Consider the following 26,565-nt stretch of genomic DNA (forward strand, 5'->3'; position numbering starts at 1 on the left):
GGGTCTAGGAACCGAGGATAACTCCGATCGGACGTCGACCTCGGCAGTGAGCCGATGAGCGGTGCGGTTCACACGACGAGCAGCACCCGCCGTTCGGTCCGACCGGTCGGATGATCAGACGGTGAGCAGCGCGTTGACCTCACGGCCCGCCAAGCGGTCACGCCCGCCGAGACCGGGGATCTCCAGCACGACCGAGATGCCCGTCACCACGCCGCCGGCCCGTTCGACCAGCTCGCACGCCGCCGCCGCGGTGCCACCGGTCGCCAGCACGTCGTCCACCACGACCACGTGCTGACCGGGGGTGATGGCGTCGGCGGGCAGCTCCAGCGTGGCCGTCCCGTACTCCAGGTCGTACGACACGCGATGGGCCACCGCGGGCAGCTTGCCGGGCTTGCGCAGCGGCACGACGCCGTAGCGCCAGCCGTAGCCGAGCGCGGCGCCCAACAGGAACCCGCGCGATTCGATCGCGGCGACGACCTGCGTGTCCGGGTGGATCTTGTCCTGAAGGGCGTCGACCACGGCACGCAGCGCGTCCGGGTCGGCGAGCACCGGCGTGAGGTCCCGGAAGACGACCCCCGGCAGGGGGAAGTCCGGGACCTCACGCAGCAGCCCTAGGGCGCGGTCCAGCTTCAACGGTGCTTCTTGCCGGTCGGGCGGCGCCGCGCGTCGCCTGCCTTGCCGTGCCGGGCGGGCACACCCGCCGCGGCCGCCATGGCCTTCTCCTTGCGCAGCTCGGCCTGCAACGACTCGTCGTCGGTCGACTCCACGATGTCGCCACCGCTGACGGCCTCGCCGCCTGCCTTGCGGGCCAGGTTGTCCCGACGCGCCTGCACCCGCGCGGCCTGCGCCTTGTAACGGGCGTCGCGCATCTTCAGGTCCACCGCGACCGGGGTCGCGATGAAGATCGACGACAGCGCGCCGATGGCGATACCGGTCAGCTGCACCAGCGCCAGGTCCTTCAGCGTGCCGACGCCGAGCAGACCCACGCCGATCGCCAGCAGGCCCAGCACCGGCAGCAGCGCGATCAGCGAGGTGTTGATCGAGCGCATCAGGGTCTGGTTCACCGCCAGGTTCGCCGCCTCGCCGTACGTGCGGCGGGTGAGGCCGAGCAGGCCGCGGGTGTTCTCCCGGACCTTGTCGAACACCACCACCGTGTCGTACAGCGAGAAGCCGAGGATGGTGAGCAGACCGATGACCGTGGCGGGCGAGACCTCGAACCCGACGAGCGAGTAGATGCCCGCCGTGATCAGCACGTCGTGCACCACCGCGACCAGTGCCGCGATCGCCATCGACAACTCGAAGTACAGCGCCAGGAAGATCGCCACCGCGACGAAGAACACCAGGAGCGCGATCAGCGCCTTGCCGGTGATCTCACCGCCCCAGGAGGCGGACACCGCGCTGTCGCTGATGGCCTGCGTGCCGCCGTTGGGCTTCAGGTCGTCGTTGAGCGCGTTCTTGAGCGCGAGCACCTGGTCGGCGTTCAGCGTCTCGGACCGGATCTGGATGGTCGCCGACGCGCCGGAGCCCACGGTCTGCGCCGCGGTCGGCTCCTCGCCGATGGCCTTCTCGAAGGTGGCCTTGGCCGCCTCGACGCTGATCGTGCCGGACGCGCTCGTGGCCGGCAGCTGGACCCGCGTGCCACCGGTGAAGTCGATCCCGAGGTTGAACCCCCGGAACACGATCGACGCGATGCAGATCAGCAGGATCAGGCCGAACAGCACGTACCAGCGCTTGCGCTTGCCGACGATGTCGAACGCGCCATTGCCGACGTAGAGCCGCGTGAAAACGTTGGCCTTCTTCGTCTCGGCCACGTCAGACCTCCTTCACAGCGGTGCTCTTCGCACCCGACAGCGCGCGGTCGTTGACGGCGGCCTGGATGGCACCGCCCAGACCGGACAGCTTCGGGTTGGACAGGAACTTCGACTTGGACGCCATGGAGACCAGCGGGTGCGTGACCAGGAAGACCACGACCAGGTCGAGCACGGTCGACATGCCGAGGGTGAACGCGAAGCCCTTCACCTGGCCGACGGCGATCACGTACAGGATCGCCGAGGCGAGGAAGCTGACCGCGTCCGCCGAGAGGATCGTGCGGCGCGAGCGGACCCAGGCGCGCGGCACCGCGGACCGGAACGTCCGGCCCTCGCGCACTTCGTCCTTCAACCGCTCGAAGAACACCACGAACGAGTCCGCGGTGATACCGATCGACACGATGAAACCGGCGATACCGGCCAGGTCGAGGGTGAACCCGATCAGGCGGCCGAGCAGCACCAGCACCGCGTAGACCACCACGCCGGACAGCGCCAGCGACAGGATCGTCAGCACGCCGAGCAGGCGGTAGTAGAACAGGCAGTAGACGAACACCAGCGCCAGGCCGATGCCGCCGGCGATGAGGCCCGCCTTGAGCGAGGCCAGGCCGAGCGTCGAGGACACCGTCTCGGCCTCGGAGGCCTCGAACGACAGCGGCAGCGAGCCGTACTTGAGCACGTTGGCCAGGCCGTTGGCCTCGGCCTGGGTGAACCGGCCGCTGATCTGGGTGCTGCCGCCGAGGATGGGCTCGTTGATGTTCGGCGCGGACACCACCTGGCTGTCCAGCACGACCGCGACCTGCTGCTGCACGTTGGCGGAGGTGAACTTGCCCCACTTGTCGCCGCCGTCGGCCTTGAAGCTCAGGTTGACGATGAAGCCGGCGCCCTGCGGGTCGGTGCCCGCCACCGCGTCGTCGATGTCCTCACCGGTCAGCCGCGAGTACAGGCTGAAGTCGTCGTCCTTCACGCTGCCGTCGGCCGGCGGGTTGACCGGCGCCAGCAGGTACTTCTCGGTCTTGTCCTGGTCGCAGGTCAGCAGCGGGAGCGCCGGGTCGTCGTTGCCCAGCAGCGGGTCGATGGTCGGGCAGGTGAACAGACCCACGTACTGGGACGCCGTCTGCGCGTCCATCGCGGACAGCTGCTCGTTCTGCCGGCACTCCCGGGCTTCCTTGATCGCCGTGGTCGGGTCGTCGGAGTACTTGCCGCCGAACACCGCCTGGCAATCGATCTGCGGCTCGGCCGGCGGCGCGGACGGGTCCGTGGCGGGCGGGGTGGTGTCGGCCGGCGGGGTCGTGGTCGGCTGGGCCTCGAACGCCGGCGCCGGGCGGCCCTGGGCGGTCGTGGTCGGCGCGACCGCGGTCTCCGACGGCGCGGTGCCGTCGCTCGCGGGCGGCGTGGTCGAGCCCGAGGCGGGCGGCGCGCTCCCGGTCGTGGTGGGCGCCGGCTCCGGCTGCGTGTTGGGCACCGGCGAGCCGATGACCTTGCGGAAGTTCAGCTTCGCGGTCTGGCCGAGTCGCTTGGCGCCCTCGCTGTCCGAGCCGGGGACCGTGATCACCAGGTTGGTGCCGTCGCGGACGACCTCCGTGCCGGCCACACCCAGGCCGTTGACGCGGGTCTCGATGAGCGTGCGGGCTTGGTTGAGCGCTTCTTCGGTCGGCGTCTGCCCATCAGGAGCCCGGGCGGTCAGGGTGACGCGCGTGCCACCCTGGAGGTCGATACCGAGCTTGGGTGTCGCCTTGCCGTTCCCGGTGAAGAACACCAGGGAGTACAGCGCGACCACGATGAGGACAAATGCGCCCAGGTACTTCGCGGGGCGGATTTGCCCGGCCGGAGGTGCCACGGTCCGTCCGTCTCCTGATAGTTGACAAGGTCAGCGAGGGCGCAGCGTACCCCTGATGGTGTGAGCTGCGCGTCACTGCCTGGAGTCGGCAGATTGACCGTTGCCGGCTCCAGGCCGAAGGGCTTGCTGGTTACTTCGGGTTACTTCTTGCTCTCCTGCTGCGCGGGCGCGGCGTCGACCGTCTCGTCCACGACATCGTCCACGTCGTCCACGACCGCGTCGCTCTCGGTGTCCGCGACGACCTTCTCGCGGATGGCCTGGCGCAGCCAGGTGGTGACCACACCGTCGGCGATTTCCAGCTCGATCGTGTTGTCGTCGTCGTTCACCTCGGCGACCGTCGCGTACAGCCCGGAGGTGGTCATGACCCGGTCACCCGGCTCCAGGGAGTTCAGCAGCGCCTGCTGTTCGGCCACGGCCCGCTTCTGCTTGCGGGCGCTGAGGAACAGCGGCACCGCGAGCAGCACGAGCAGCAGCGGGAACATCAAGGAGGACAGGTCCATCATTCTCCGATCAACCGGACGGGCGAACGCGATCAGCGCCCGGTACGTCCGAATTTCTGGGATGCCACCGCCGATTGTGCCAGGTCAGTAATCCCGATCACTCGGTGGCGTCGTCGAACAGGGAACGGGTGGCCTCGCCGGGCGCGCCCGGAGGCGGCTGCAAGCCCAGGTGCAGCCAGGCGGTGGCGGTGGCCACGCGACCACGGGGAGTGCGCGCCAGCATGCCCGCGCGGACCAGGTACGGCTCGCAGACCTCCTCGACCGTGGTGGGTTCCTCACCCACCGCGACGGCCAGCGTGGAGACGCCGACGGGCCCGCCGCCGAACGAGCGGACCAGCGCGCCCAGGACCGCGCGGTCCAGTCGGTCCAGGCCCAGCTCGTCCACGTCGTAGACCTTCAGGGCGTCGCGGGCGACTTCCAGGGTGACCGCGCCGTCGGCGCGCACCTCTGCGTAGTCCCGAACCCGGCGCAGCAGCCGGTTGGCGATGCGGGGCGTGCCCCGGGAGCGGCCGGCGATCTCCCGGCCGCCGTCGTCGTGCAGGTCGACACCGAGGATCTTGGCCGAACGGCGGACGATCAGCTCCAGCTCGTCGGGGCTGTAGAACTCCATGTGCCCGGTGAAGCCGAACCGGTCGCGCAGCGGGCCGGTGAGCGCGCCGGACCGGGTGGTGGCGCCGACCAGGGTGAACGGGGCGATGTCGAGCGGGATGCTGGTCGCGCCGGGGCCCTTGCCGACGACCACGTCGACCCGGAAGTCCTCCATCGCCAGGTACAGCATCTCCTCGGCGGGCCGGGCCATCCGGTGGATCTCGTCGATGAACAGCACATCGCCCTCGACCAGGTTGGACAGCATCGCGGCCAGGTCGCCCGCGCGTTCCAGGGCCGGGCCGGAGGTGATCCGCAGCGACGCGCCCAGCTCGGCGGCGATGATCATGGCGAGGCTGGTCTTGCCCAGGCCGGGCGGCCCGGACAGCAGCACGTGGTCCGGCGGCGAGCCGCGCTGCATCGCGCCTTGCAGGACGAGTTCGAGCTGTTCGCGGACCTTGGGCTGGCCGACGAACTCGTGCAGGTCCTTCGGGCGCAGCGTGGTCTCGACGTCCCGCTCGGCGGGGTCGGGCAGCGGGTTGAGCGTGTCCTCTTCGAAGTCGTCGAAATTCATCGCTTGCGACCCAGGGCGGCCAGGGAGCGGCGGAGGACCTCGGACGTGCCCAGTGTGCCGTCGGCGGCCAGCACGGCGTCCACGGCCTGCTCGGCCTGCTTGGCCGGGAAGCCCAGGCCCAGCAGCGCCTCGGTGACCTGCGTGCGGACCTGGCCGGTCTCGGCGGCGGCGCTCGGCGCGGTCTGGAGCTGGCCGACCTTGTCGCGCAGTTCGATGATCAGCCGTTCGGCGCCCTTGCGGCCGATGCCCGGCACCTGGGTCAGCACGGTGATGTTGCCTTCGGCGAGCGCGGCGCGCAGCTTGTCCGGCTCCAGCACGGCCAACGTGGCCAACGCCAGCCTCGGCCCGATCCCGGACACCGTCTGCAGCAGCCCGAACAACTCGCGCGCCTCGGCGTCGGCGAACCCGAACAGGGTCAGCGAGTCCTCGCGCACGACCAGCGCCGTGGCCAGCCGGACCTCCTCGCCGCGGCGCAGCGTGGCCAGCGTGGCGGGGGTGGCCTGCACGGCGTAGCCGACGCCGCCGACCTCGACGACGACGTGGTCGAGCCCGATGGACAGCACCTGCCCGCGCAGCGACGAGATCACTGACCCTCACCTCCGGTCTTCGCGGCCGACATCCGACCACTGGCCTGCGCCAGTCTCGCGCGGTGCGTCCGGGCCATCTCAGCCGCCCTCGCCTGCGCCTCCTCCAGGCGCGACCGCATGGGCGCGCGCCACAGGTGGCAGATGGCCAACGCCAACGCGTCGGCGGCGTCGGCGGGCTTGGGCGCGGTCTTGAGGCCGAGGAGTTTGGTGACCATGGTGGTGACCTGTGCCTTGTCCGCCCGGCCGGAGCCGGTGACGGCGGCCTTGACCTCGCTGGGCGTGTGGAACACGACCGGCAGGCCCCGGCGCGCGGCCGACAGCGCGACCACGCCGCCCGCCTGCGCGGTGCCCATGGCGGTGCGCACGTTGTGCTGGCTGAACACCCGCTCGATGGCCACCACCTGCGGCTCGTACCGGTCCAGCCACTCCTCGACGGCGTCGGACAGCTGGAGCAGCCGCACGGCCAGGTCCGCGTCCGCGGGTGTGCGCACCACGTCCACGGCGATCGGCCGCACGGTGCGACCGGGGCCGCCGTCGACCACCCCGAACCCGCACCGGGTCAAGCCGGGGTCGACTCCGAACACGCGCACGCTGGTCCTCTCAGCCGCCGACGAACACCAGTTCGAACCTTAAGGGGTGGACCCGAATGCCGCCGTCATGACACGCACCCCGGCCGTGACATGCGTTCGGTGACGAACGGATACCCCCCGATCGACACAGCGTCACGATGTCACTACAGTGCCTAAGTCAAGTGATCGACTCCAGTCGCGGCATAAAGCGGGGTGCCATGACCCTGAGGCGGTTCGGCATCGTCACCGCTGCCGTCTGCGCCCTGGTGGTCGGCATCGTCTGCCTGGTCGTCTCCGGGGTGCTCGACCGGCCCACGTCGGTGGCGATCGACAAGTTCACCCAGCTCCTCGCCTCTGCCGCGGCGATGGTGTCCTACTGGCGGGCCGCACGGCGGCGTCAGGGCGTGGCGCGGCGCTGGCGGCTGTGGATGGCCGCGGCGATGGCGAGCCTGGTCGTCGGGTTGTGCGCGTGGATCTGGGGCCAGGTGTTCCTCGGGGTGTCGCTGCCCTCGTCCACGCTGGCGCCGCTGGGGTTCATGCTCGTGCCCGCGCTCACGCTGTGCGCGATCCTGGTGTTGTCGCACGGCGGGTCGGGCAAGCTGCCGGGGCACCGCAGCAAGCTCGTCGTCGCGCTGGACGGGCTGATCGTGGTCGGCTCGCTGTTCGTGCTCACGTGGGTGTCGCTGCTGGAGTCGATGGTCCGCGCGTGGGCCACCTCCGGGCCGGGCTTCGCGACCGTCGTGGCGCACCCGGCGGCGTATCTGGTGATGCTGGTCGTGCTGCTGGTGTCGTCGTGGACGCACCGGTCGGTGCGGCAGCTGCCGGTGCTGTTCATCGCGCTGGCGGGCGTGGCGCAGTCGGGTTCCGGCTGGGTGTTCGCGTTCCTGGTGAGCAAGGGCGCCACCGCCATCCCCACGGCCGCGGACATCGGGTTCATGGTGTGCCCGGCGCTGTTCTTCCTCAGCTCGATCGCGCCCGGTGACGGCGCGCGGGAGCGGGCCGGTTCGGCGCGGCTGCGCGCGGGCGAGCTGCTGCACCTGCTGGTGCCGTACCTGCCGATGCTGGTCACCGGTCTGTTCATCGTGGTCGGCACGGCGACGGGCGTGCGGCTGAACCCGTTGGAGATCTACGTCGGGCTGGGCGTGGTGCTGCTGGTGATCGCCCGGCAGCTGCTGACGCTGATCGACAACGTGCGGCTGCTGGAGCAGCTGCGGGACAGCCGGGAACGGCTGCGGCACCAGGCTTACCACGACCCGCTGACCGGGGTGGCGAACCGGGCGCTGTTCCGGGAACGGCTGGACGCGGCGCTGGCCGGGACGTCGCCGGCGGTGGTGCTGTTCATCGACGTGGACGGGTTCAAGGACGTCAACGACAACTTCGGCCACGCCGAGGGCGACGCGGTGCTGCGGATCGTGGCGGCGCGGTTGCAGGCGTGCGTGCGGACGCAGGACGTGGTGGCCCGGCTGGGCGGTGACGAGTTCGGCGTGCTGGTCGACGGCTACCCGCAGGCGCCGGAGGAGATCGGGCGGCGGGTGCTGGAGGCGATGAGCGAGCCGCTCCGGACCGCCAACGGCTCGCACGAGATCCGGGCGTCGATCGGCATCTCGCACCGCGACGCGTTCGACCCGTCGTTGACCGCCGACGACCTGCTGGGCACGGCGGACGCGGCGATGTACACGGCCAAGCGGCTGGGCAAGGGGATGGTCGTCGTGCACGGATCAGTGGAAGCGGAGTTGTCGTGAACGGGGATTCGACGGTGACGGCGGACGAGGCCATCGCGGCCCTGGGGTTGGCGGAACTGCCGGTGGAGGGCGGGTGGTTCGGGCAGTCGTGGCGCTCGCCCGAGGTGTCCGCGATCTACTACCTGCTGCGCAAGGGCGAGTTCTCCGGTGTGCACAAGCTCGACCACGTGGAGATCTACGCCTACCACTTCGGCGCGCCGCTGCGGATGCTGCTGCTGCACCCGGACGGCACGGTGACCACACCCGTGCTCGGCCCCGATCTCGCCGCCGGCCAGCGCCCCCAGGTCGTCGTGCCCGCCGGCGTCTGGCAGGCCAGCGAACCGGACGGCGAGTGGTCACTGGTCGGCACGGTCGTGGTGCCGCCCTACACCGACGACGTGGTCACCTTCGGTGCGGCCGACACCCTCGCCCCGCTCTACCCCTCGCACGCCGACACGATCCGGCGGCTCTGCCGGCTGTGAGAGCCCGCTACCCGGTCAGCACGAACGGCGTCCGCGCCGAGAACGCGCCGGAGGTGGCCACGATGTCGAACTGCACCAAGGCCGTCGAGCTGCCTGGCACAGCAGTCCACGCAGGGTAGCGATCCGATCGAGACGCCACCCCGCGTCGCAACACTCCCGATACACCGGTTCCCCCTTTCGGGGTAAGGCGTGGTGTCAGCCCATGGTCTTCTGGCCGTCGATGGTCTCGCGGATGATGTCGGCGTGGCCGGCGTGCTGGGCGGTCTCGGCGATCAGGTGCAGCACCACGCGGCGGACGCTCCAGCTGGCGCCCGGCTCGAACCACGGCGCCACCGGTAGCGGGTGGGCGGTGTCCAGGTCCAGGTCCCGGAGCAGCCGTTCGGTCTTCGCGGCGGCCTCCTCGTAGTCCTTGAGCAGGCCTTCCAGGGTCTCGCCTTCGAGCATGCGGAAGCCGTTCACCCAGTCCCCCTGGACGCTCTCCATCAGCTCGGCGCCGCCGACCGCGAAGCGCATCCAGCTCTCCTCCATGTCGCGGACGTGCTTGATGAGGCCGCCGAGGGACAACTGGCTCGTGGTCGGCGTGAGCCGGGCCTGCTCGTCGGTCAGCTCGCGCACGGTGAAGCGGAGGAACCCGCGGTGCCTGGCGAGGGTGGACAGCAGGTCGGTGAGCTCGGTCGAGGCGATCGCGGTGGTGCTCATGGGTTTCTGCCTTCCGTTTCGGCGTTGGACTCAGGCTATGAGCTATCGCGGACAACTCCGGTCCTGAATTGCGACCGACGGTGGAAATTCCTCCTTCGATCTACGCTCGGCGGCGTGGACCTCCCCGTGATGCCACCCGTGCGGCCGATGCTGGCCAAGGCCGTCCACTCGGTGCCGCGCGAGATCGACGCGACCACGCCCGGCGCACAAAGCCGGTGGAACCCGACCAAGACGCTGTCCTGGCAGCCGGTGCGGCCGGAACTGGTCGTCGAGGTCCGCTACGAGCACCTCCAGGCCCGACGTTTTCGGCACACCAGCAGGCTGGTCCGGTTCCGCCCCGACCGCACCCCGGAGTCGTGCACGTACGAGCAACTCGAAGAGGTCGCACCGGCAGAGCTGATGGAGATGTGGCGGCGGGACAAGTAGGTCGGGAGCTGTCCTGGTTGTCCGGCATGCTGGGCTGGTGACCGACACCGCCGGCCGGCTGCTCGCCCTGCTGTCGCTGCTCCAGACGCCGCGCGAGTGGCCGGGCAGCGAGTTGGCGCGGCGGCTGGAGGTCAGCCCGCGCACGATCCGGCGGGACGTGGACCGGTTGCGGGGGCTGGGTTACCCGGTCGAGGCGTCGATGGGCGCCGAGGGCGGGTACCGGCTGGTCGCGGGCACGGCGATGCCGCCGTTGCTGCTGGACGACGAGGAGGCCGTGGCCATCGCGGTCGGTCTGCGCGCGGCGGCGCAGCAGACCGTCGCGGGCATCGAGGAGGCCTCGGTGCGGGCGCTGGCGAAGCTGGAGCAGGTGCTGCCGTCCCGGTTGCGGCGGCGGTTGAGCGCGCTGGGTGCGGCGACCGTGCCGGTGGTGTTGGGCGCCGACGGCGTGACCGTCGATCCGGCGCACCTGACCGTGCTGGCGTCCGCCATCGCGAACCGGGAACGGCTGCGGTTCCGCTACTCCGCCGCCGACGGCGCGGAGAGCAGGCGGCACGTCGAGCCGCAGCACCTGGTGCCGTCCGGGCGGCGCTGGTACCTGCTGGCGTTCGACCTGGAGCGGGACGACTGGCGGTTCTTCCGGGTGGACCGGATGACGGCGTTGTCGGCCACCGGTGCGCGGTTCACGCCGCGTCCGCTGCCGGCCGCCGACGCGGCCACCTACGTGGCGGAGCACATCCTGAACCGGGCCCCGACCTACACGGCGGTGGCGACCGTCCACCTGCCCGCCCGTGAGGTGCGCGGTCGGTTCGGCGGCGCCGAGGTCGAGGAGGTGGACGAACGGACGTGCCGGGTGCGCCTCGCCGACACGGTGGAGTACCTGGCGTTCCACCTGGTGCAGCTGGGGTGCGAGTTCGAGGTGCACGAGCCGCACGAGCTGGTGGAACACCTGCGCGGGGTGCACGACCGGATCGGGCGCGCGGTCAACGGTTGAACGCCGGGGCTCAAGCGGCGACGGCGTCGTACGCGGCGTCCAGCACGGCCCGGCCGTTGGCGGTCAGCCGGGCCGGGCCCGACTGGGACGAGATCAGGCCCGCGCGGACCAGCCGGGGGCCGATGAACTGGTCGCAGCAGCAGATCCCGTCGACCAGCAACGTGCCGGCGGCGTACACGCAGCGGCCCGCCGCGACGGCGCGCAGCACGGCGCGGTCCCTGGGGGTGATGGTGGTGGTGTCCATGGCGGTCTCCCTCCGTGCGTCGGGTGCTCTACCCGTACGACGAAGCAGACTGCCCGGGTTCGACACGTCCCGGCGGAAACCCGGGTGTACCGATTCCGACTGCGTGAACTCCCGATCGAGTGAAGCTCAGCCGTCGACCACCTTGGCGGCCTGCCGGAAGGCGTCCACGAGCTGCGGCCACCGCCCCGCCCGGTCCCGGTTGATGGACAGCGGCGACGGGTGGGGCGCGTTGAACACCTTCAGCTTGTGACCGCGGCCGGACAGCGTCCAGCCGGTGCCCGCGGGCCTGCCCAGCACCACGACCGCCTTCAGGTCGGTCAGCATCCGCAGCAGCTCCACCAGGTACGGCACCGCCGAACGCAGCTCCGCGGGCGTCGGCTCGCGGTTGGCCAGGTACCAGGGCACCACGTTCCAGTTCAGGCACACCCGCCGGGACAGACCGGCCTCGGTCATCGCGGCGAACGCGTTGGCGGCCGTCGGGTCGTCGTTGTCCAGGGAGTTGAAGCCGGAGCCGGACTTCGTCGACGCCGACCCCGGTGACTCCAGCAGCAACAGGACCTTCGAGTTGACACCGCCTCCGGCGGGGTCGAACAGCGGCACGTCGGCCTTGCGCTCGGTGGCGATGCGTTGCGCGAACTCCGTCAACTTGGCCATGTGCGGCGCTTTGAGCAGCGCCTTCTTCCGTGCGACGACCACGGGGTTGCGGTGGGCCCTCGGCGTGGAGGGGAAGACGTCCATGGTTGGCAAGCGTTCCCGGACCGACCACCCCCTACCATCCGCCGTCCGGGCGGCAGACGGCGATCACACTCAGCTGAATGGCGTGCGGGGCCGTTCCTCCAGGACGCCGTCGACGTACGTGTCGACCTTCTCGTTGTAGAACGCGACCAGACCCGCGATCGGCGTGCTCTCCCGGACGGGCGTGCGGTAGGTCCAGACGAGGTTCTCGTGCACGTCCTCGCCGACCACGACGGACCAGTACTCGGCGTTGCCCTTGTACGGGCAGCTCGTGCGCAGGTCGGTGGGTCGCAGCAGGTCCATCCGGACGTCGGTCATCGGCAGGTAGTAGCGGGCCGGGAGGCCGGTCTCGAACAGGATCACCGGGTGGTGCGAGTTCGCCACCTCGACGCCGCCGATCTCGACCCGGATGTGCCTGCTGCTGCGCAGGGCGTCGATCCTGGAGTACGGGTCGCGCGGGTGGACGTAGACCGGCTCGTCCTCCTCGAACCACTCGTCCATCGCGTCCCACTCCAGCCGGACCAGGTCGCGCAGGGACTCCAGCGGTGACTCCGGGTAGCGCAACGCGGCTCCGGGCGCGGTGCCGGTGCTGGTCTTCACGTCGTACACCTGGCCGTCACCACGACTGGGTGAACGCCTCACCTCGCCGATGGGCACCAGGGCGGCCCGGAAGTCCGCCACCGGCAAGTAGTACGTGGGGTAGTACGGCTTCTCCCACACGAACGCCGGCCGCGTCGTGTCGACGACCAACTCACCCGCCAGATAAACCCGAACCCGCTTGGCCCCGGTCTCCACGCGCACCCGTCCGCGTTCCGCAGCGCTCATGATTCCGACGCTACGCCGAGTCGGACCTGGTCGCTGTCGTCCGGTCGGCTGCCGCGAACCCGCGAGCCGGTGACACGTTCGGCGGATGCGGGCGACCGTTCGGATGACGGTTCGGAAACGGGCTGTGAGGGCGGAAGGTTACGACTGGGTACGGTGCGCATTGGCCACACGACCGTAACCTGACGCGTCCGGCACGCAACTTCCGGTTCATACCTTCTCGGTTCCACAGCCGAAAGGAGCCGCCGGTGCGTCCCAGAACCCTCAAGCGCGGTCTGATCGCCCTCCTGCTTCCCGCCCTCCTCGCGACGGCCTGCGTCGACGATCCGAGTTCGAACGCGGGTGCTTCCGGTGACGACATCAAGGTCGGCATCCTGCACTCGTTGAGCGGCACCATGGCCATCAGCGAGGTGACCGTCCGCGACGCGGAACTCCTGGCCATCGAGGAGATCAACGCCAAGGGCGGCGTGCTCGGCAAGAAGCTCGTCCCGGTCACCGAGGACGGCGCGTCCGACTGGCCGACGTTCGCCGAGAAGGCGCAGAAGCTGATCTCCCAGGACAAGGTGGCGACGGTCTTCGGCGGCTGGACGTCCGCCAGCCGCAAGGCCATGCTCCCGGTGTTCGAGCGCAACAAGGCGCTGCTGTGGTACCCGGTGCAGTACGAGGGCCTGGAGAGTTCGCCCTACATCTTCTACACCGGCGCGACAACCAACCAGCAGATCGTGCCCGCGCTGGACTACCTGGCCGCGCAGGGCAAGAAGAAGATGTTCCTGGTGGGCAGCGACTACGTGTTCCCGCGCACCGCCAACAAGATCATCAAGGCGTACGCGGCCGCCAAGGGCATCGAGATCGCGGGCGAGGAGTACACGCCACTCGGCCACACCGAGTACAGCACCCTGGTGAACAAGATCGCCGACGCCAAGCCGGACGCGGTGTTCAACACCCTCAACGGCGACAGCAACGTGGCGTTCTTCAAGCAGCTGCGCGGTTCCGGCATCACGCCGCAGACCACGCCGGTCGTCTCGGTGAGCGTGGCCGAGGAAGAGGTCAAGGGCATCGGGCCGGAGAACGTGGCCGGGCACCTGGTGGCGTGGAACTACTACCAGACCACCACGACGCCCGCGAACGACGCGTTCGTCAAGGCGTTCAAGGCGAAGTACGGCGCGGACAAGGTGACCTCCGACCCGATGGAGGCCGGCTACAACGCCGTCTACCTGTGGGCCGCGGCCGTCGCCAAGGCGGGCACCGTCGAGGTCGAGGCGGTGAAGAAGGCCGCGGGCGGCATCTCGATCGAGGCGCCCGAGGGCACCACCACCATCGACGGCGAGAACCAGCACGTGGCCAAGACCGCGCGCATCGGCCTGGTCCAGGCCGACGGCCAGATCAAGGAAGTGTGGTCCTCCCCCGGCCCGATCAAGCCGGACCCGTACCTCAAGAGCTACGACTGGGCCGGCGGCCTGAGTTAGCGAGGTCGCGTCGCCGGAGGCGGCGCAATCCAACACAGGAGGGACACATGGGGGCATTGGCCAACCAGCTGCCCATCGGACTGAGCATCGCCGCGGTGCTCCTGCTCATCGCGCTCGGTCTGACGTTCACGTTCGGCCAGATGGGCGTGATCAACATGGCGCACGGCGAGTTCATCATGGCGGGCGCCTACACCGCATACCTGTTGCAGGGCTTCACCAGCCAGTCGTTCCTCATCGCTCTACCGGTCGCGTTCGTCGTGGCCGGGTTGATGGGGCTGCTGCTGGAGTGGTCGCTGATCAGGCGGTTCTACGGGCGGCCGTTGGACACGCTGTTGTTGACCTGGGGTGTGAGCCTGGTGCTGCAACAGCTGGCGCGGGACATCTTCGGCGCGCCGAACGTCCAGGTGACGGCACCGGGTTGGCTGGTGGGCGGCGTCGACTTGCTCGGCGTCCGCCTCCCCTACAACCGGATGTTCATCATCGTGCTGGCCGTGCTCTGCGTGGTCGGGGTGTGGGTTTACCTGACCAAGCTGCCGCAGGGCCGTCGGATGCGGGCGGTGGTGCAGAACCGGGAGTTGGCCGGGTACAGCGGTATCGCCACCGGACGGGTGGACCGGTTCACGTTCCTGCTGGGTTCGGGGTTGGCCGGGGTGGCGGGCGTCGCGTTGACGCTCGTCGGCCCGGTCGGCCCGAGCCTGGGCACCTTCTACATCGTGGACGCGTTCCTGGTCGTGGTCGCGGGCGGGCTGGGCCAGTTGCGCGGCGCGGTGCTGGCGGCGCTGGCACTCGGATTCCTCAACGGCTACCTGGAGTTCTGGACCGACGCGAGTCTGGCGAAGGTGCTGGTGTTCGTGGCGATCATCGCGTTCCTCCAGGTCCGACCGCAGGGCATGTTCGTGTTGAAGGGGAGGACGCTGGTATGACGTTGGGTCGCATCTCCCTGGTGGTGTGCATCGTGCTGCTGGCGTTGGCGCCGTTGACGCTCTCGCCGTTCCGCCTCGGGCTGCTGGCGAAGTACCTGTGCTTCGCCATCGTCGCGGTCGGCATCGCGTTGGCCTGGGGTCAGGGCGGGATGCTGACGCTGGGCCAGGGCGTGTTCTTCGGCCTCGGCGGCTACGCGATGGCCATGTACCTGAAGCTGAAGGAGGCCGGGTCGGCCGGGTTGCCGGACTTCATGGTGTGGAGCGGGGTCGAACAGCTGCCCGCGCTGTGGAAACCGTTCGGCAACCCGGTGTTCGCGTTGGCGGCGGTGGTGTTGCTGCCCGGTCTGGTCGCGTTCCTGTTGGGGCTGTTGGTGTTCCGGCAACGGGTGCGCGGCGCGTACTTCGCGATCCTGTCCCAGGCGTTGGCGGCGGCGTTCGTGATCCTGCTGGTGGGCCAGCAGGGCCTGACCGGCGGCACGAACGGGATGACGAACTTCACCCAGTTCTTCGGGCTGGACCTGACCGACCCGAACGGGCAGCGCGCCGTGTACGCGGTCGCCGCCGTGGTGCTCGGCGTGACGTTCCTGGTGGCGAAGCTGCTGGTGCGCAGCCGGTTCGGCCGGCTGCTGGTGGCGGTGCGGGACGGTGAGGACCGGGTGCGGTTCCTCGGCTACGACCCTGCCGTGGTCAAGACGATCACGTTCACGATCTCCGCGGTGATGGCGGGCTTGGCGGGTGCGTTGTTCGTGCCCATCGTCGGCATCATCTCCCCCGCGCTGCTCGGTATCGTGCCGTCGCTGGAGCTGCTGGTCGGTGTCGCGGTCGGCGGGCGGTTCGTGCTCGCGGGCGCGATCGCCGGCGCGATCGCGGTCAACTACGCCAAGACCCTGTTCAGCGAGGACTTCGCCGAGGGCTGGCTGTACCTGCAGGGCGGGCTGTTCGTGCTGGTGCTGGTGTTCGCGCCCAAGGGCCTGGCCGGGGTCGTCGAGTCGGTGCGCTACCGGCTGTCGTCCCGCAAACAGACCCCGACCGGTTCCGGTTCCGGTTCCGCACCGGTGGAGGTGACGGCGTGAGCGCGTTGCTGGAGGTGCGTGGACTGCGGGTGGTGTTCGACGGGTTCGCCGCGATCGACGGGCTGGACTTCACCGTCGAGGAAGGCGAGCTGCGGTTCCTGATCGGGCCCAACGGCGCGGGCAAGACCACGCTGATCGACGTGGTCACCGGGTTGACCAAGCCCGCGTCGGGCAGCGTCCGGTTCGGCGGTGAGGAGCTGGTCGGCAAGCGGGAGCACCACATCGTGCGGATGGGTGTCGGCCGCACGTTCCAGACCGCCACCGTGTTCGAGGACCTGACCGTGGTGGAGAACCTGGACCTCGCGGACAGTTTCCGGCTGCCGCTGCGGTCGCTGTTCCGCCGGCGGCGCGGCGTGTCCGACGCGGTGGCCTCGGCCCTGGAGGTGGCGGACCTGACGGCGTTGGCCGACAAGCCCGCCGGTGTCCTCTCACACGGCCAGCGGCAGTGGCTGGAGATCGGCATGCTGCTGGTGCAGAAGCCGAAGCTGCTGTTGCTGGACGAGCCGGTGGCGGGCATGAGCCGGTCGGAACGCGAACGCACCGGCGAACTGCTGCACGAGATCGCCTCGACGCACACGGTGGTCGTGGTGGAGCACGACATGGAGTTCCTGCGCAAGTACGCACGCAAGGTCACCGTGCTGCACCAGGGTCACGTGCTGCGCGAGGGCTCGGTCGCCGAGGTGCAGGAGGACCCCGAGGTGCGCGAGGTGTACCTGGGGCGGGCCAAGGGGAAGGCGGTGGGCTGATGCTGTCGGTGTCCGAAGTGGATGCCGCCTACGGGCGGGCGCGGGTGCTGTTCGGCGTTGGTCTGGAGGTGCCAGCCGGGTCGCTGGTCTGCGTCATGGGCCGCAACGGGGTCGGCAAGACGACGCTGCTGAAGACCGTCATGGGCACGCTCACGCCCACCGCGGGCCGGATCACGTTGGACGGGCAGGACATCACGCGGATGCCGACGCACCAGCGGGTGCGGGCGGGCATGGCGTACGTGCCGCAGGGGCACGTGTCGTTCCCGCAGCTGACGGTGTGGGAGAACCTCCAGGTCACGCTGGAGGCCACCGCGCACCGCGACCCGTCGGCGGTGGACGAGGCGCTGGACGTGTTCCCTGCGTTGAAGGAGTTCTTCAAGCGGCCGGCCGGGTTCCTGTCCGGTGGTCAGCGGCAGCAGCTGGCCATCGCGCGGGCGTTGATCACCAGGCCGCGGCTGCTGTTGCTGGACGAGCCGACCGAGGGCATCCAGCCGTCGGTGATCGACGAGATCGAGAACGCGATCGAGCGGCTGCACCGCGAGGCCGGGCTGACCGTGCTGCTGGTCGAGCAGTACCTGGACTTCGCGTTGCGGCTGGCCGACAGCTTCGTGGTGATGGACGCGGGCGAGGTCGTGCACGCGGGCGCGGTCGAGGAGCTGCACAACGAGGAGGTGCGGCGGATGCTCGCGGTCTAGCCGCGGGTCACCGCCGCCGGCTCGCGCTCGCTGACTGCCGGGCGAGCGCGCCCGCACCCAGGATCAGCAGGATCGCGACCAGGCCCCAGCGGCGCTGGTCGCGCACGTTGTTGTTGACCGGCGCCACTGTCTCCGCCCGCCGTTCCGGCATGTTGAGGGCGGCCGGCGGTGGCGGGTTCGGCTGCGGCGGCGTGGGTGCGGGCGTGGTCGGCGTCGTAGTGGTCGTTGTCGTAGTGGTCGTTGTCGTCGTGGTGGTTGTCGTCGTGGTGGTGGTGACCGGCGGGGGCGGTGGCGCCGCCGCCGGCTGGGTGGTCGTCGTCGGAACGGGCGTCGGATCGGGCGTGGGGGTCGGTGTCGGACCAGGGGTGGGCGTCGGTGTCGGTCGCGGCGGGTCGATCACCGGGGGCGCGGACAGGCAGCCGGACGAGTCGATGGTGCGCAGCGTCTGCCGCGACGAGATCTCGGTGACCACGCCCGAGCCGTCCAGCGCCACCCGCCACAGCGTGCTGCGGCCGTCGTGCCGGTTGTTCGTGGCGTAGAGCGCGCCCTCCGGGCTGAACGTCACCGCGCCGTAGCCGTGCCCGCCGGGCAGCGGCCCGACCCCGGGCACCTCGCGGACCTTGCCGTTGTGCGGGTTGATGGTGACCACCACGCCGGGCCCGAACGCGTGCGTCGCGACGCCGTAGAGCAGGCCGTCGGCCGGGTTGACGTCGAAGTCGTCGACGGTCCAGGACTCCCACGGCCACAGCCACGTCTCGTGCACGACGTGCCCGAAGCGGCCGCCGCCGGGGTCGATGTCCACCGACAACAGCCGCGGGCCGACCCGCACCACCAGCCGCTCCCCCATCACCACGCCCGCCGTGGCGTGCTTCAGCAGGGGCAACCGGTGCGTCGGCGTGCCGACGACCCGGCCCGCGCGGTCGAGCGCGACCAGCCTGCCGTCGTCGTCCACGCCGTAGACGAGGTTCTGCCGCGCGGAGAAGCCGATGGCGTTGAGCCGCACGTCGAGCCGGCCGAGGGACGTCGCCGCGCCGGACGGGAACCGCACCTCGAAGGTGGTCGACGGACCGTGGTGGCCCGCCTCCACCTGGATGATGGTGCACCCGAGCTGGGCGAGCGCTTCGATCATCCGAACCGCGCAACAGCGGCTTCGAACGCCGCCGGGCTCACCTCGGCACCACCGCCGAACGGGTTCTGCAGCTGGTAGGTCGCGTAGAGCAGCAGCGCGATGGTCGCGGCGAGGGTGGCCACGATGAGCACGTGCGTGCGCATCAGCGGGCCGCCGAACAACAGCGGCAGGCAGATGGCCAGCACGCTGCCCGCCACCAGCACGAACCACACCACCGAGCTGACCCCGCCGCCGGCCGCGTCCAACCGCTCCTGCCTGGCCTGGTAGACCTGCCACAGCTGGTTGGCGGCCTCGGTCTTGCGGTCCACCTGCCACTCGTCGGTCGCGGGCGCCTGGGCCACGACCTGGCGCATCCGGTCGAGCTGGGACCAGCCGGTGGACTCGAAGTCGGTGCCCGCCGTCATCGACGGCCACTCGTCGTTCATCACGGTGGTCGCGTACGCGCGCGACAGCTCGCGCACCTCCTCACCGGTCTCCTTGGACAGCGCGTCGCTCGCCCACGTGGCCGCGACCAGGCCGTCCGCCTCCCGGTACGAGGCGTCGCTGGCCTGGGTGACCGCGTCGAACAGGGCGATCAGCACGAACGCCACCAGGACCGCGTGCAGCCCGCCGACGATGGTGAACACCTGCCCCGCGGCCTCGTTGTTGGCCGACCTGCCCTCGATCTCGCCGTACTTGCGGATCAGGTAGGCCAGGATGGCGGCGACGACCGCCGCACCGCCGACCCACAGCAGACCTGTGAGGTACACGCTCATTGACGCCCTTCCGACAACCGGGACGATTTCCACAGATCCGCGAATTCCACGCCTACGAAAACTAGTGATCGCGTGGTTCCGTGAAAAGGCGGTTCATCCGAGTGCCTCAGGATGCCCAACGGTCAGGTGACCTGCGGACACTGCGAGCGGGATCGATCCACTCGAAACCGATGGGAACCCGCTCTTCGGGCTAATCCTTTACCCCGACCGAGTCACTGTGTCACGACGGACAGTCGCGGGAACGATGTTGTGCCACCGGTTGAACACGTTGTCCGGGTCGTACTCGGCCTTCACCTGCGCCAGTCGCGCGTAGTTGGCCGCGCCGAACCCGGCCACCACCCGGTCGGCGCCCTCGTCGCCGATGAAGTTGAGGTACGTCGCGCCCGTGCTCCACGGCTGGAGCGCGTCGCGCAGGCGGTGCGCCCACCGCCGGGCGCGCTCGTCGTCGGCCGGGTCCGCCCACACCCCGAACGGGTGCACCACCCACGGCACGTCGCGGTGCCGCATCGGCCAGTCACCCGCCCTGGCCACCGCGCCGCCCCACGGCCACAGCGCGTGCTGCGAGGGCGACGGGTACACCATCTCGTACGCACTCGCGCAGAACCGGCGCACCGCTTCGTCCGGCAGATCCATCAGGTATTCCGCCGACCAGTAGTTCCGGAATCCCGGCGGGTCGTCCAGCATGCACTGCAGGTCGGCGTACGGGATGTCGGTCAGCACGGTCGCCTTCGGGTCCGCCTCCAGCAGCGGAGCGGCGAGTTCGCGCAATTCCGCCTCGGGTCCGGCGTGGGTGACCAGCACGGCGCAGCACAGCTGTCCGACCAGGTGGGGCGGCATGAACTCCTCGGGCGGCCCGGTCAGGTAGAGCAGCCCACCGCCGATTTCGTCGGGCGCGTCGGCCACGAAATCGCGGTACGCGCGGGTGACGGCTTCGCCTTCGTCGTGCGGCCAGAGCAGGAGCGCGATCGAGAATTCCGGCAACCGGTGCAGGCGGAACGTGAACGACGTCGCCACGCCGAAGTTGCCGCCGCCGCCGTGCAGCGCCCAGAACAGGTCGGGGTGCTCGGTCTCGCTCGCGGTGACCTCGCGGCCGTCGGCCAGCACCAGGTCGACCGACAGCAGGTTGTCGCACGCCAGGCCGAACTTGCGCTCCAGCCAGCCGGAGCCGCCGCCCAGGGTCAGCCCGCCCACACCCGTGGTGGACACCCGGCCACCGGTCGTGGCCACGCTGTACGCCTGCGTCGCCCGGTCCACCGCGCCCCACGTCGCGCCGCCGCCGACCGCCGCGGTGCGCGCGTCCGCCGCGACGGTGACCGAGTCCATCGCGCGCATGTCGAGCACCAGGCCGTCCTGCACGAGGCTCGCGCCCGCCACGCTGTGCCCGCCGCTGCGCACCGCCGCCGGCAGCCCGGACCGCCGGGCGAACGCCAGTGCCTGCCTCACGTCCTCCGCGGTGGTGCACCGCGCGATCACCGCGGGCGAGGTCTCCACGGCGATGTTGAACAACACCCGGGCGGCCTCGAAACCGTCGTCGTCGCGCGTGAGCACGGTGCCCCCGAAGACGCCGCGCAGTGCCGAGACATCCAACATGTCCAACCTCCACAACTCGGAGCGGGACCCCCAGGCGTGTCTAGAGTGGACCCTCGCGGCGCGTTCGGCGCGCGGTACTCGTGAACGGCCCTAGCCCGCGAACAGCAGGGCCAGGCCGCCCGAGGTGTAGCCGACCATGAGCACCAGCAACGGGACCTGGCCCGTCAGCTGCTTCTGCGGCGGCAGCAGCCGCAACGTGCGGTCGTGCGCGGACACCACGGCCAGCAGGTGACCGGCGAGCACCGCGCACACCTGAACCGAGGCCACCAGGACCGGGGCGGCGAGGGCGTCGTCCGGGGTGGAGTCGGTGACGCCGAACAGCAGCGCGACGCCCCGTTGGCCCTCGACCACGAGCAGCGAGAAGTAGTGCGCCACGACGTACCCGGCGATGATCGGGACCAGCGAGTGCGCCAGCTCCCCGCCGAACGCCCGGCACGCCAGCTGGTAGCTGCCCGCGACCAGCCCGACCGTCACCACCAGCCCCACCCAGTCGGGTACCGCCAGCCGTTCCCAGGTCGGTGTGGAGCCGATGCTGTCGAACGCGGTCGAGCCCAGCAGCACCGCCACCACTGCGACCAGGCCGGACCGGACCGGCGTGGCGACCAGGGCGCGGAACGGGTTGCCGTGCAGCGGCGACAACCGGCTGAGCAGGGTGGAGAACACCTCGAACCCGTCGGCCCGCTCGAACCAGGTGTGGCCGAACACCACGCCGCCCGCGACGTTCACCGCCGCGTACGCCGCCAGGAACCACGGCAGCGCGTCCGGCTCGACCAGCTCGACCCAGGTGAACGCCAGCAGCCCCAGCGCCGCGGGCCAGTGGCCCAGCCGCTCCGGGTACGTGCGGCCGAGCGTGACGCGGGCGGCCAGGCGCAGCGGGTTGAGCACCCGCCACACCGGCCCGAGCAGCATCGACAGCACCGCCACGCCGACCCAGAACAGCACGAACACCAGGTGCGGCCACGCCTGCGCGGGCACCAGCAGCAGCCCCGCGGCCACCAGCACCCGCACCGGCCACCAGTCACGTTCGGGCTTCGGCACGGCCGTGTCGAACCGGGGTTTCGCCCACAGCAGCCCCAGCGCCAGGAACGACGCCAGCAGCGCGACCGCCGCGCCCTGGAGCACCAGGTCCAACGGCAGCGGCAGGTCGTGCCGCGCGCCCACCCCGTGCGCCAGGACCGTCACCGAACGACCAGTTGCACCAGCAGCGTGTCGGGGTGCGCCTCCACGTCGAACGTGCCGGTCCGGTCGGCGGTGAATTTGAGCACCGCCGGTGTGCCGCTCTCGGCCCGGCCCAGCACGTCGAACCCGTGCACGTGCACGTCCACCGGTTCGTCGCTGGTCACGGTCAGCTCGACGGCCTGCCCGCGCACCGCCTCCACCCGCTGCGGTGACGCCTGGTCCACCGACAGTTCGAGCACCAGCGGCCCGTCCGGCGCCGGCGGGGACGCCGGCTGCGGCGCCGACGAGCACCCCGCGAGTACGAGCAGGGCGAGCAGAACTCGGATCACCGGGCTCATGTGGTCGAACCAGCCCTTCGCATGAAGTCGAATCCACCCGCGGCGAGGCCGAGGCCGCCGCCGAGGGTGAGTGCCACGAGCAGCCGGTCCAGGTCGCCCGGACCGGCGAACGGCAGCTGGGAGAACCGGAAGCTGTCGAAGTCCGGTATCCCCGCCACCACGAACATCGCGCCGACGACGGCCGCCACGAACGCGGTCGCCGGTCTGCGCCGCACCGCCGCCACCACCGCGACCACGGTCAACGGCCACGCCACCAGGCCCACGCCGCTCGCCCCGATCAGCAGCGGCACGAACGGCTGGCCGGTCACGGCGAGTGTCGAGCCGACCGCGTGCCACACGTGCGCCGCCGTCACCACCACCACGCCCGCCGCCAGCAGTGCCCGCCTACGCCCCAGGAAGTAGCCGCCAAGGGCGATCGCGGCCGTGATCAGCAGCCACCACAACGGGTTAGGGCCCGGTGTGGTGCCCACCCGACCTTTGATCACCGACGTGCCCAGCGGCACCTCCCACTGCGGCGCGGTGGTGCGTTCGTCGCGGAACAGGTAGGCCTCGCCCACCCCGATCACGTGGTCGGCGACGGTGATCGGGGTGCCGCTCCCGTTGCGGATCTCCAACTGGGTGCCGTGGTTGACCATCTCCGCCGTCACGCCGGGCAGCGGCGGTTCGATCCCGGTGACCCGGCTCAGGTGGTCCTGCGGCGTGAGGCCGCCGGCGTGCGCCTGAACCGGGGTGGCGGTGGAGATCAGCAGGACGAGGGCGAGGAGCAGTGCCCTCACCGGCGGGCGGTCGGCACGAGCACCACCGCCATCAGCAGTCCGTGCAGCGCGGCCATGACCGGGGCGCCGGTCCACATCTCGGTGACGCCGGGCATCGCGCCCTGGTCGATGCCCGCCGCCGCGAAGTACACCGCCCAGGTGACGAACGAGGCCGCGGCGCCGAAGATCCGGTACTCCTTGAGCCGGTCCTCGGACGGGCGCAGCTTGACCAGCAGCACGTCGATGATCACACCGGCCACGACGAACCCGATGGCGGTGCTCATGTTGGTGTAGTCGGCGACGGCGGTGCTGAGCAGCATCACCACGACGGCCAGCAGGGTCGCGGTGCCGAACGGCAGCCGGAACCGGCGTGCGGCCAGCAGCAGCGGCAACACCATGATCAGGTTGGTGAACATGATCGAGGAGGCGAGCGACCTCGCCCACCCCGAGCCGCCTTCGCTCTTCTCGAAGGTGAACGCCCTGATGATCTCACCGCTGGTGAACTCGGTCGCGTCGGCGTAGCCGGAGAACAGCACCACCAGTGCGGCGGTGAACCCCAGCGACAGCGCGGCGGGCAGGAACTGCCGCAACGACGGGCCGGTCATGGCCGGGTCGCTCCACGCGGTGCGCAGCGGCGTGGTGAGGATCAGGATCATCGACGAGATCAGGACCAGGTGGGTGGGGCTGAACAGGATGTCGATGCCCTGCTCGATGCCGATGAACGTGTGCCACAGGTAGTCGCCCATGCCGGCGGCGGCGAACACCGGCAGCGCGATCACCGCCGGCCCGTAGCCGACCGGGACCGCGTCCAGGCCGCGCAGACCCTGCTGGTAGTTGCGCCACAGCACCCACAGGATCCACGCGCCGGTCGCGGCGAAGCCCGAGTAGAACACCGCGTGCCACGGCGTGAAGAACGACTCCAGCTCGGGCACGTTCGAGTGCGCCCACGCGTCCAGGAACAGGCCCAGCGAGAACCAGGTCCCCAGCAGGACCGTGATCAGGTCCGTGCGATAGCCCGCCCTGGGCCTCGGGCGCGCGGGCGCCGTGCTCCCCGCCGGTTCGTCGACTTCCAGATCCTGCCCCAGTGTCATGGGGCCAGCCTGCCGCCGCGACCACGTGCGCCGGAATCGTGCCAGCCCCACCCCGTGGTGCGGTTAACCGCACCACCTACAGGTCAGGCGTTGAGGTAGCGCAGGACGGCGAGCACGCGGCGGTGGTCGTGCGGGCTCGCGGACAGGTCGAGTTTGGTGAAGATGCTCGTGCAGTGCTTCTCCACGGTCCGCTCGGCGATGAACAGCCGCTGCGCGATGGCCTGGTTGGTCCGCCCCTCCGCCATCAACGCCAGCACCGCCCGTTCCCGCTCGGTCAACCGGCTCTCGCTGTCGCCGCGCCGCCGCACCAGCAACCGGCTCACCACGTCCGGGTCGAACGCCGACCCGCCCGACCCCACCCGCCGGATCGCGGCGGTGAACTCGGCCAGGTCCGACACCCGGTCCTTGAGCAGGTAGCCGACCCCGTCCGCGCCCGCGTCCAACAACTCCGCCGCGTAGCTCACCCGGACGTACTGCGACAGCACCAGCACCCCCGTCTCCGGGTACTGCCGCCGCAACACCACCGCCGCCCGCAGCCCCTCGTCGGTGTGCGTCGGCGGCATCCGGATGTCCACGATGGCCACGTCGGGCCGGTGCGCGCCGACCGAGGTCAACAACGCCGGCGCGTCCTCCACCGCCGCCACGACGTCGAAACCGGCCTCGGCCAGGAGTCTGGTCAACCCCTCGCGCAGCAACGTCGAGTCCTCCGCGATCACGACCCGCACGGCAGCACCACCCGCACGCTCGTGCCCTCCCCCGGCCCGCTGACCACCCGCATCGTCCCCCCGTTCGCCTCCACCCGTTCGCTCAGGCCGCGCAGCCCCGAGCCGAGCTCCGGGTCCGCTCCCCCGCGCCCGTCGTCGTCCACCCGCACGACCAACCGCCCGCCACCACCGGTGATCACGACCTTGGTGCGGGACGCCTCGGCGTGCTTGGTGACGTTCGCCAGCGCCTCCGCCACCACGTAGTACGCCGTCGTCTCCACCAACGGCGGCACGGTCTCCGGCAGGTCCAGCGTCAGGTCCACCCGCGGCTCGGCCAACGCGGTCAGCTCCCGCACCGCGCCGTGCAGGCCGCGTTCGGTCAGCACCGGCGGGTGGATGCCGTGGCACACCGCGCGCACGTCGTCGATGGTGGCCAGCACGGCCTGCTTGGCCTCGGCGGCGAGCGCGCGTCCGCGTTCCGACGGCACGGTCTCGGCCAGCCCCAACGTCATCACCACCGACAGCAGCCGCTGCTGGACGCCGTCGTGCAGGTTGCGTTCCAGCCGCCGGCGTTCGTCCTCCGCCGCCCACAGCACCTTGGTGCGCGACTCGGCCAGCTGCCGGACCTTCGCCCGCAGCTCGGCGGTGAGCCGTTCGTTCTCCAGCGCGAGGCCGACGGCGGCGCACGCGGCATCCACCAGTTCCAGGTCCAGCGCGGGGTCGTGCAGCAGCACGGCGACCGGCGTGCTGCCCCGGTCCACCCTGGTGTGCACGGCATCCAGTGCCACCGGCCGCCCGTCCACGTCCACGTACTGCTCCTGCTCGGCCACCCAGTACGCGACGCGCAGACCCGGGTCGTGCAGCGTGGCCGCCAACGCCTCCTGCACCCCGGCCCGCCGGCTGTCGCCGCTGAGCCGCACGACCAGGTCGGCCAACGCGCCGCGGTCCATCCGCCGGCGCAGCAGGCCCGCGAGGTAGGCGAACGGGACGCCGCTCAACGCAAGCATCAGGACGACCAGAGGTAGGTCGAGGCCCGCCTCCGCCGCCGGTTCCCACGCGGCGAACGTGACGACCCCCACCGCCATCGCGCCCAGCATCAAGGTCAGCGTCCGCCGCTGCGCCATGCTGCTGACCCGCCAGCGGTGCAGTTGCAGACCCAGCATGGAGATCCCGACGACGGCGGTCATCGCCGTCTCGGCCTCGATCACCGGACCGGCCCACGGCTTGCACGGGCAGTCGTGCGCCACGTTCAGCACGATCGTCTCGACGTACCCGGCACCCACCACCAGCCGACGCGGCACCGTGCGCAACCTGCCGGTCGGGAACGCCACCAGCGCGTGACCGAGCACGGACGGCCACCCCTGGGCCGCCAGCATCACCAGGAAGGACGTGTCGTCCACCGTGTAGTTCAGCAACCACCCGACCCCGACGAGCACGAACAACAGCCCGATCCGGTTGCGGGGCTGCACCCGGCGGCTGATCACCCCCGCGATCAGGTAGACCGCGCTCACCGCGCAGATCGCGGACGGCAGCAGCATGCT

At 70.7% G+C, this 26,565-nt stretch carries 28 protein-coding genes and 1 pseudogene; 9 read left to right on the top strand and 20 right to left on the bottom strand.

The window, feature by feature from the left end:
• Positions 1-114: 114 nt before the first annotated feature.
• From ALI22I_RS46100 to ruvC, 7 genes are all read right to left on the bottom strand, one after another.
• Complete coding sequence (locus ALI22I_RS46100; RefSeq protein WP_077011830.1) at positions 115-633, bottom strand: adenine phosphoribosyltransferase; 519 nt, start codon at positions 631-633, stop codon at positions 115-117.
• On the bottom strand, positions 630-1,811 hold the full coding sequence (gene secF, locus ALI22I_RS46105) for a protein translocase subunit SecF (protein WP_077011831.1): 1,182 nt from the start codon (positions 1,809-1,811) through the stop codon (positions 630-632). Before secF ends, ALI22I_RS46100 begins: the two co-directional genes overlap by 4 nt.
• 1 nt (position 1,812) lies before the next feature.
• Positions 1,813-3,645 carry a protein translocase subunit SecD gene (gene secD / locus ALI22I_RS46110; protein WP_077011832.1) on the bottom strand — a complete coding sequence of 611 codons (1,833 nt, stop codon included), beginning with the start codon at positions 3,643-3,645 and terminating at the stop codon, positions 1,813-1,815.
• A gap of 140 nt (positions 3,646-3,785) precedes the next feature.
• Entirely contained in the window at positions 3,786-4,145 is a 360-nt protein-coding gene (gene yajC / locus ALI22I_RS46115) for a preprotein translocase subunit YajC (RefSeq protein WP_077012121.1), read from the bottom strand.
• A gap of 97 nt (positions 4,146-4,242) precedes the next feature.
• Positions 4,243-5,304, bottom strand: a complete 1,062-nt coding sequence (ruvB, locus tag ALI22I_RS46120) for a Holliday junction branch migration DNA helicase RuvB (RefSeq protein ID WP_077011833.1) — start codon at positions 5,302-5,304, stop codon at positions 4,243-4,245.
• Positions 5,301-5,891, bottom strand: coding sequence for a Holliday junction branch migration protein RuvA (ruvA, locus tag ALI22I_RS46125; RefSeq protein WP_077011834.1), 591 nt, complete (start codon positions 5,889-5,891; stop codon positions 5,301-5,303). Before ruvA ends, ruvB begins: the two co-directional genes overlap by 4 nt.
• On the bottom strand, positions 5,888-6,481 hold the full coding sequence (ruvC, locus tag ALI22I_RS46130; protein WP_077011835.1) for a crossover junction endodeoxyribonuclease RuvC: 594 nt from the start codon (positions 6,479-6,481) through the stop codon (positions 5,888-5,890). Before ruvC ends, ruvA begins: the two co-directional genes overlap by 4 nt.
• Before the next feature lie 197 nt (positions 6,482-6,678).
• On the opposite strand from ruvC, the gene ALI22I_RS46135 reads away from it, so the two are divergent.
• Together ALI22I_RS46135 and ALI22I_RS46140 are read left to right on the top strand one after the other, a co-directional pair.
• Positions 6,679-8,202, top strand: a complete 1,524-nt coding sequence (locus ALI22I_RS46135; protein ID WP_083752504.1) for a GGDEF domain-containing protein — start codon at positions 6,679-6,681, stop codon at positions 8,200-8,202.
• Complete coding sequence (locus ALI22I_RS46140) at positions 8,199-8,663, top strand: cupin domain-containing protein (RefSeq protein ID WP_238598912.1); 465 nt, start codon at positions 8,199-8,201, stop codon at positions 8,661-8,663. Before ALI22I_RS46135 ends, ALI22I_RS46140 begins: the two co-directional genes overlap by 4 nt.
• A 195-nt stretch (positions 8,664-8,858) precedes the next feature.
• Here the strand turns inward: ALI22I_RS46140 and ALI22I_RS46145 are convergent, their stop codons facing one another.
• Complete coding sequence (locus ALI22I_RS46145; protein WP_077011837.1) at positions 8,859-9,362, bottom strand: DinB family protein; 504 nt, start codon at positions 9,360-9,362, stop codon at positions 8,859-8,861.
• A 195-nt stretch (positions 9,363-9,557) separates the two neighbouring features.
• On the opposite strand from ALI22I_RS46145, the pseudogene ALI22I_RS46150 reads away from it, so the two are divergent.
• Both ALI22I_RS46150 and ALI22I_RS46155 read left to right on the top strand, forming a co-directional pair.
• Positions 9,558-9,788 (top strand): annotated as a pseudogene (locus tag ALI22I_RS46150) (ATP-dependent DNA ligase); the annotation flags it as partial.
• 37 nt (positions 9,789-9,825) lie between these two features.
• Positions 9,826-10,779, top strand: coding sequence for a helix-turn-helix transcriptional regulator (locus ALI22I_RS46155; protein ID WP_077011838.1), 954 nt, complete (start codon positions 9,826-9,828; stop codon positions 10,777-10,779).
• Positions 10,780-10,789: 10 nt separating this feature from the next.
• Here the strand turns inward: ALI22I_RS46155 and ALI22I_RS46160 are convergent, their stop codons facing one another.
• The 3 genes from ALI22I_RS46160 to ALI22I_RS46170 form a co-directional block, all read right to left on the bottom strand.
• Positions 10,790-11,023: a hypothetical protein gene (locus tag ALI22I_RS46160; protein ID WP_077011839.1), complete on the bottom strand. Its 234-nt coding sequence runs from the start codon at positions 11,021-11,023 to the stop codon at positions 10,790-10,792.
• 126 nt (positions 11,024-11,149) lie between these two features.
• Positions 11,150-11,761 (bottom strand): uracil-DNA glycosylase, encoded by a 612-nt coding sequence (locus ALI22I_RS46165; RefSeq protein WP_077011840.1) that lies wholly within the window; start codon positions 11,759-11,761, stop codon positions 11,150-11,152.
• Positions 11,762-11,830: 69 nt separating this feature from the next.
• Positions 11,831-12,583 (bottom strand): DUF427 domain-containing protein, encoded by a 753-nt coding sequence (locus tag ALI22I_RS46170; protein ID WP_077011841.1) that lies wholly within the window; start codon positions 12,581-12,583, stop codon positions 11,831-11,833.
• A gap of 245 nt (positions 12,584-12,828) precedes the next feature.
• On the opposite strand from ALI22I_RS46170, the gene urtA reads away from it, so the two are divergent.
• Genes urtA through urtE form a run of 5 tightly spaced genes read left to right on the top strand, consistent with a single transcriptional unit; the run spans position 12,829 to position 17,483 of the window.
• The gene (urtA, locus tag ALI22I_RS46175) at positions 12,829-14,046 is read left to right on the top strand and encodes an urea ABC transporter substrate-binding protein (protein WP_077011842.1); all 1,218 of its coding nucleotides are present in this window, start codon (positions 12,829-12,831) and stop codon (positions 14,044-14,046) included.
• 47 nt (positions 14,047-14,093) lie between these two features.
• A complete protein-coding gene (urtB, locus tag ALI22I_RS46180; protein WP_077011843.1) occupies positions 14,094-14,969 on the top strand; it encodes an urea ABC transporter permease subunit UrtB in 876 nt (291 codons plus the stop codon).
• On the top strand, positions 14,966-16,042 hold the full coding sequence (urtC, locus tag ALI22I_RS46185; RefSeq protein WP_077011844.1) for an urea ABC transporter permease subunit UrtC: 1,077 nt from the start codon (positions 14,966-14,968) through the stop codon (positions 16,040-16,042). Before urtB ends, urtC begins: the two co-directional genes overlap by 4 nt.
• Complete coding sequence (gene urtD / locus ALI22I_RS46190; protein ID WP_077011845.1) at positions 16,039-16,788, top strand: urea ABC transporter ATP-binding protein UrtD; 750 nt, start codon at positions 16,039-16,041, stop codon at positions 16,786-16,788. Before urtC ends, urtD begins: the two co-directional genes overlap by 4 nt.
• Positions 16,788-17,483: an urea ABC transporter ATP-binding subunit UrtE gene (urtE, locus tag ALI22I_RS46195; RefSeq protein WP_077011846.1), complete on the top strand. Its 696-nt coding sequence runs from the start codon at positions 16,788-16,790 to the stop codon at positions 17,481-17,483. The genes urtD and urtE overlap by 1 nt, the downstream gene beginning before the upstream one ends.
• 7 nt (positions 17,484-17,490) lie before the next feature.
• On the opposite strand, the gene ALI22I_RS46200 is transcribed toward urtE, so the two are convergent.
• The 9 genes from ALI22I_RS46200 to ALI22I_RS46240 form a co-directional block, all read right to left on the bottom strand.
• Positions 17,491-18,612: a hypothetical protein gene (locus tag ALI22I_RS46200; RefSeq protein ID WP_077011847.1), complete on the bottom strand. Its 1,122-nt coding sequence runs from the start codon at positions 18,610-18,612 to the stop codon at positions 17,491-17,493.
• On the bottom strand, positions 18,609-19,367 hold the full coding sequence (locus tag ALI22I_RS46205; protein WP_077011848.1) for a bestrophin-like domain: 759 nt from the start codon (positions 19,365-19,367) through the stop codon (positions 18,609-18,611). Before ALI22I_RS46205 ends, ALI22I_RS46200 begins: the two co-directional genes overlap by 4 nt.
• A gap of 198 nt (positions 19,368-19,565) precedes the next feature.
• A complete protein-coding gene (locus ALI22I_RS46210; RefSeq protein ID WP_077011849.1) occupies positions 19,566-20,957 on the bottom strand; it encodes an FAD-binding oxidoreductase in 1,392 nt (463 codons plus the stop codon).
• Positions 20,958-21,047: 90 nt separating this feature from the next.
• Complete coding sequence (locus ALI22I_RS46215) at positions 21,048-22,139, bottom strand: hypothetical protein (RefSeq protein ID WP_077011850.1); 1,092 nt, start codon at positions 22,137-22,139, stop codon at positions 21,048-21,050.
• Entirely contained in the window at positions 22,136-22,474 is a 339-nt protein-coding gene (locus ALI22I_RS51720; RefSeq protein ID WP_077011851.1) for a hypothetical protein, read from the bottom strand. The genes ALI22I_RS46215 and ALI22I_RS51720 overlap by 4 nt, the downstream gene beginning before the upstream one ends.
• A complete protein-coding gene (locus tag ALI22I_RS51725) occupies positions 22,471-23,250 on the bottom strand; it encodes a hypothetical protein (RefSeq protein WP_077011852.1) in 780 nt (259 codons plus the stop codon). Before ALI22I_RS51725 ends, ALI22I_RS51720 begins: the two co-directional genes overlap by 4 nt.
• Positions 23,247-24,320 carry a hypothetical protein gene (locus tag ALI22I_RS46230; RefSeq protein WP_077011853.1) on the bottom strand — a complete coding sequence of 358 codons (1,074 nt, stop codon included), beginning with the start codon at positions 24,318-24,320 and terminating at the stop codon, positions 23,247-23,249. Before ALI22I_RS46230 ends, ALI22I_RS51725 begins: the two co-directional genes overlap by 4 nt.
• An 83-nt stretch (positions 24,321-24,403) precedes the next feature.
• Positions 24,404-25,045, bottom strand: a complete 642-nt coding sequence (locus tag ALI22I_RS46235; protein WP_077011854.1) for a response regulator — start codon at positions 25,043-25,045, stop codon at positions 24,404-24,406.
• Entirely contained in the window at positions 25,033-26,562 is a 1,530-nt protein-coding gene (locus tag ALI22I_RS46240) for a sensor histidine kinase (protein ID WP_077011855.1), read from the bottom strand. Before ALI22I_RS46240 ends, ALI22I_RS46235 begins: the two co-directional genes overlap by 13 nt.
• Positions 26,563-26,565 lie beyond the last annotated feature (3 nt).

The sequence above is a fragment of the Saccharothrix sp. ALI-22-I genome (assembly GCF_001984175.1).
GTDB lineage: Bacteria > Actinomycetota > Actinomycetes > Mycobacteriales > Pseudonocardiaceae > Actinosynnema.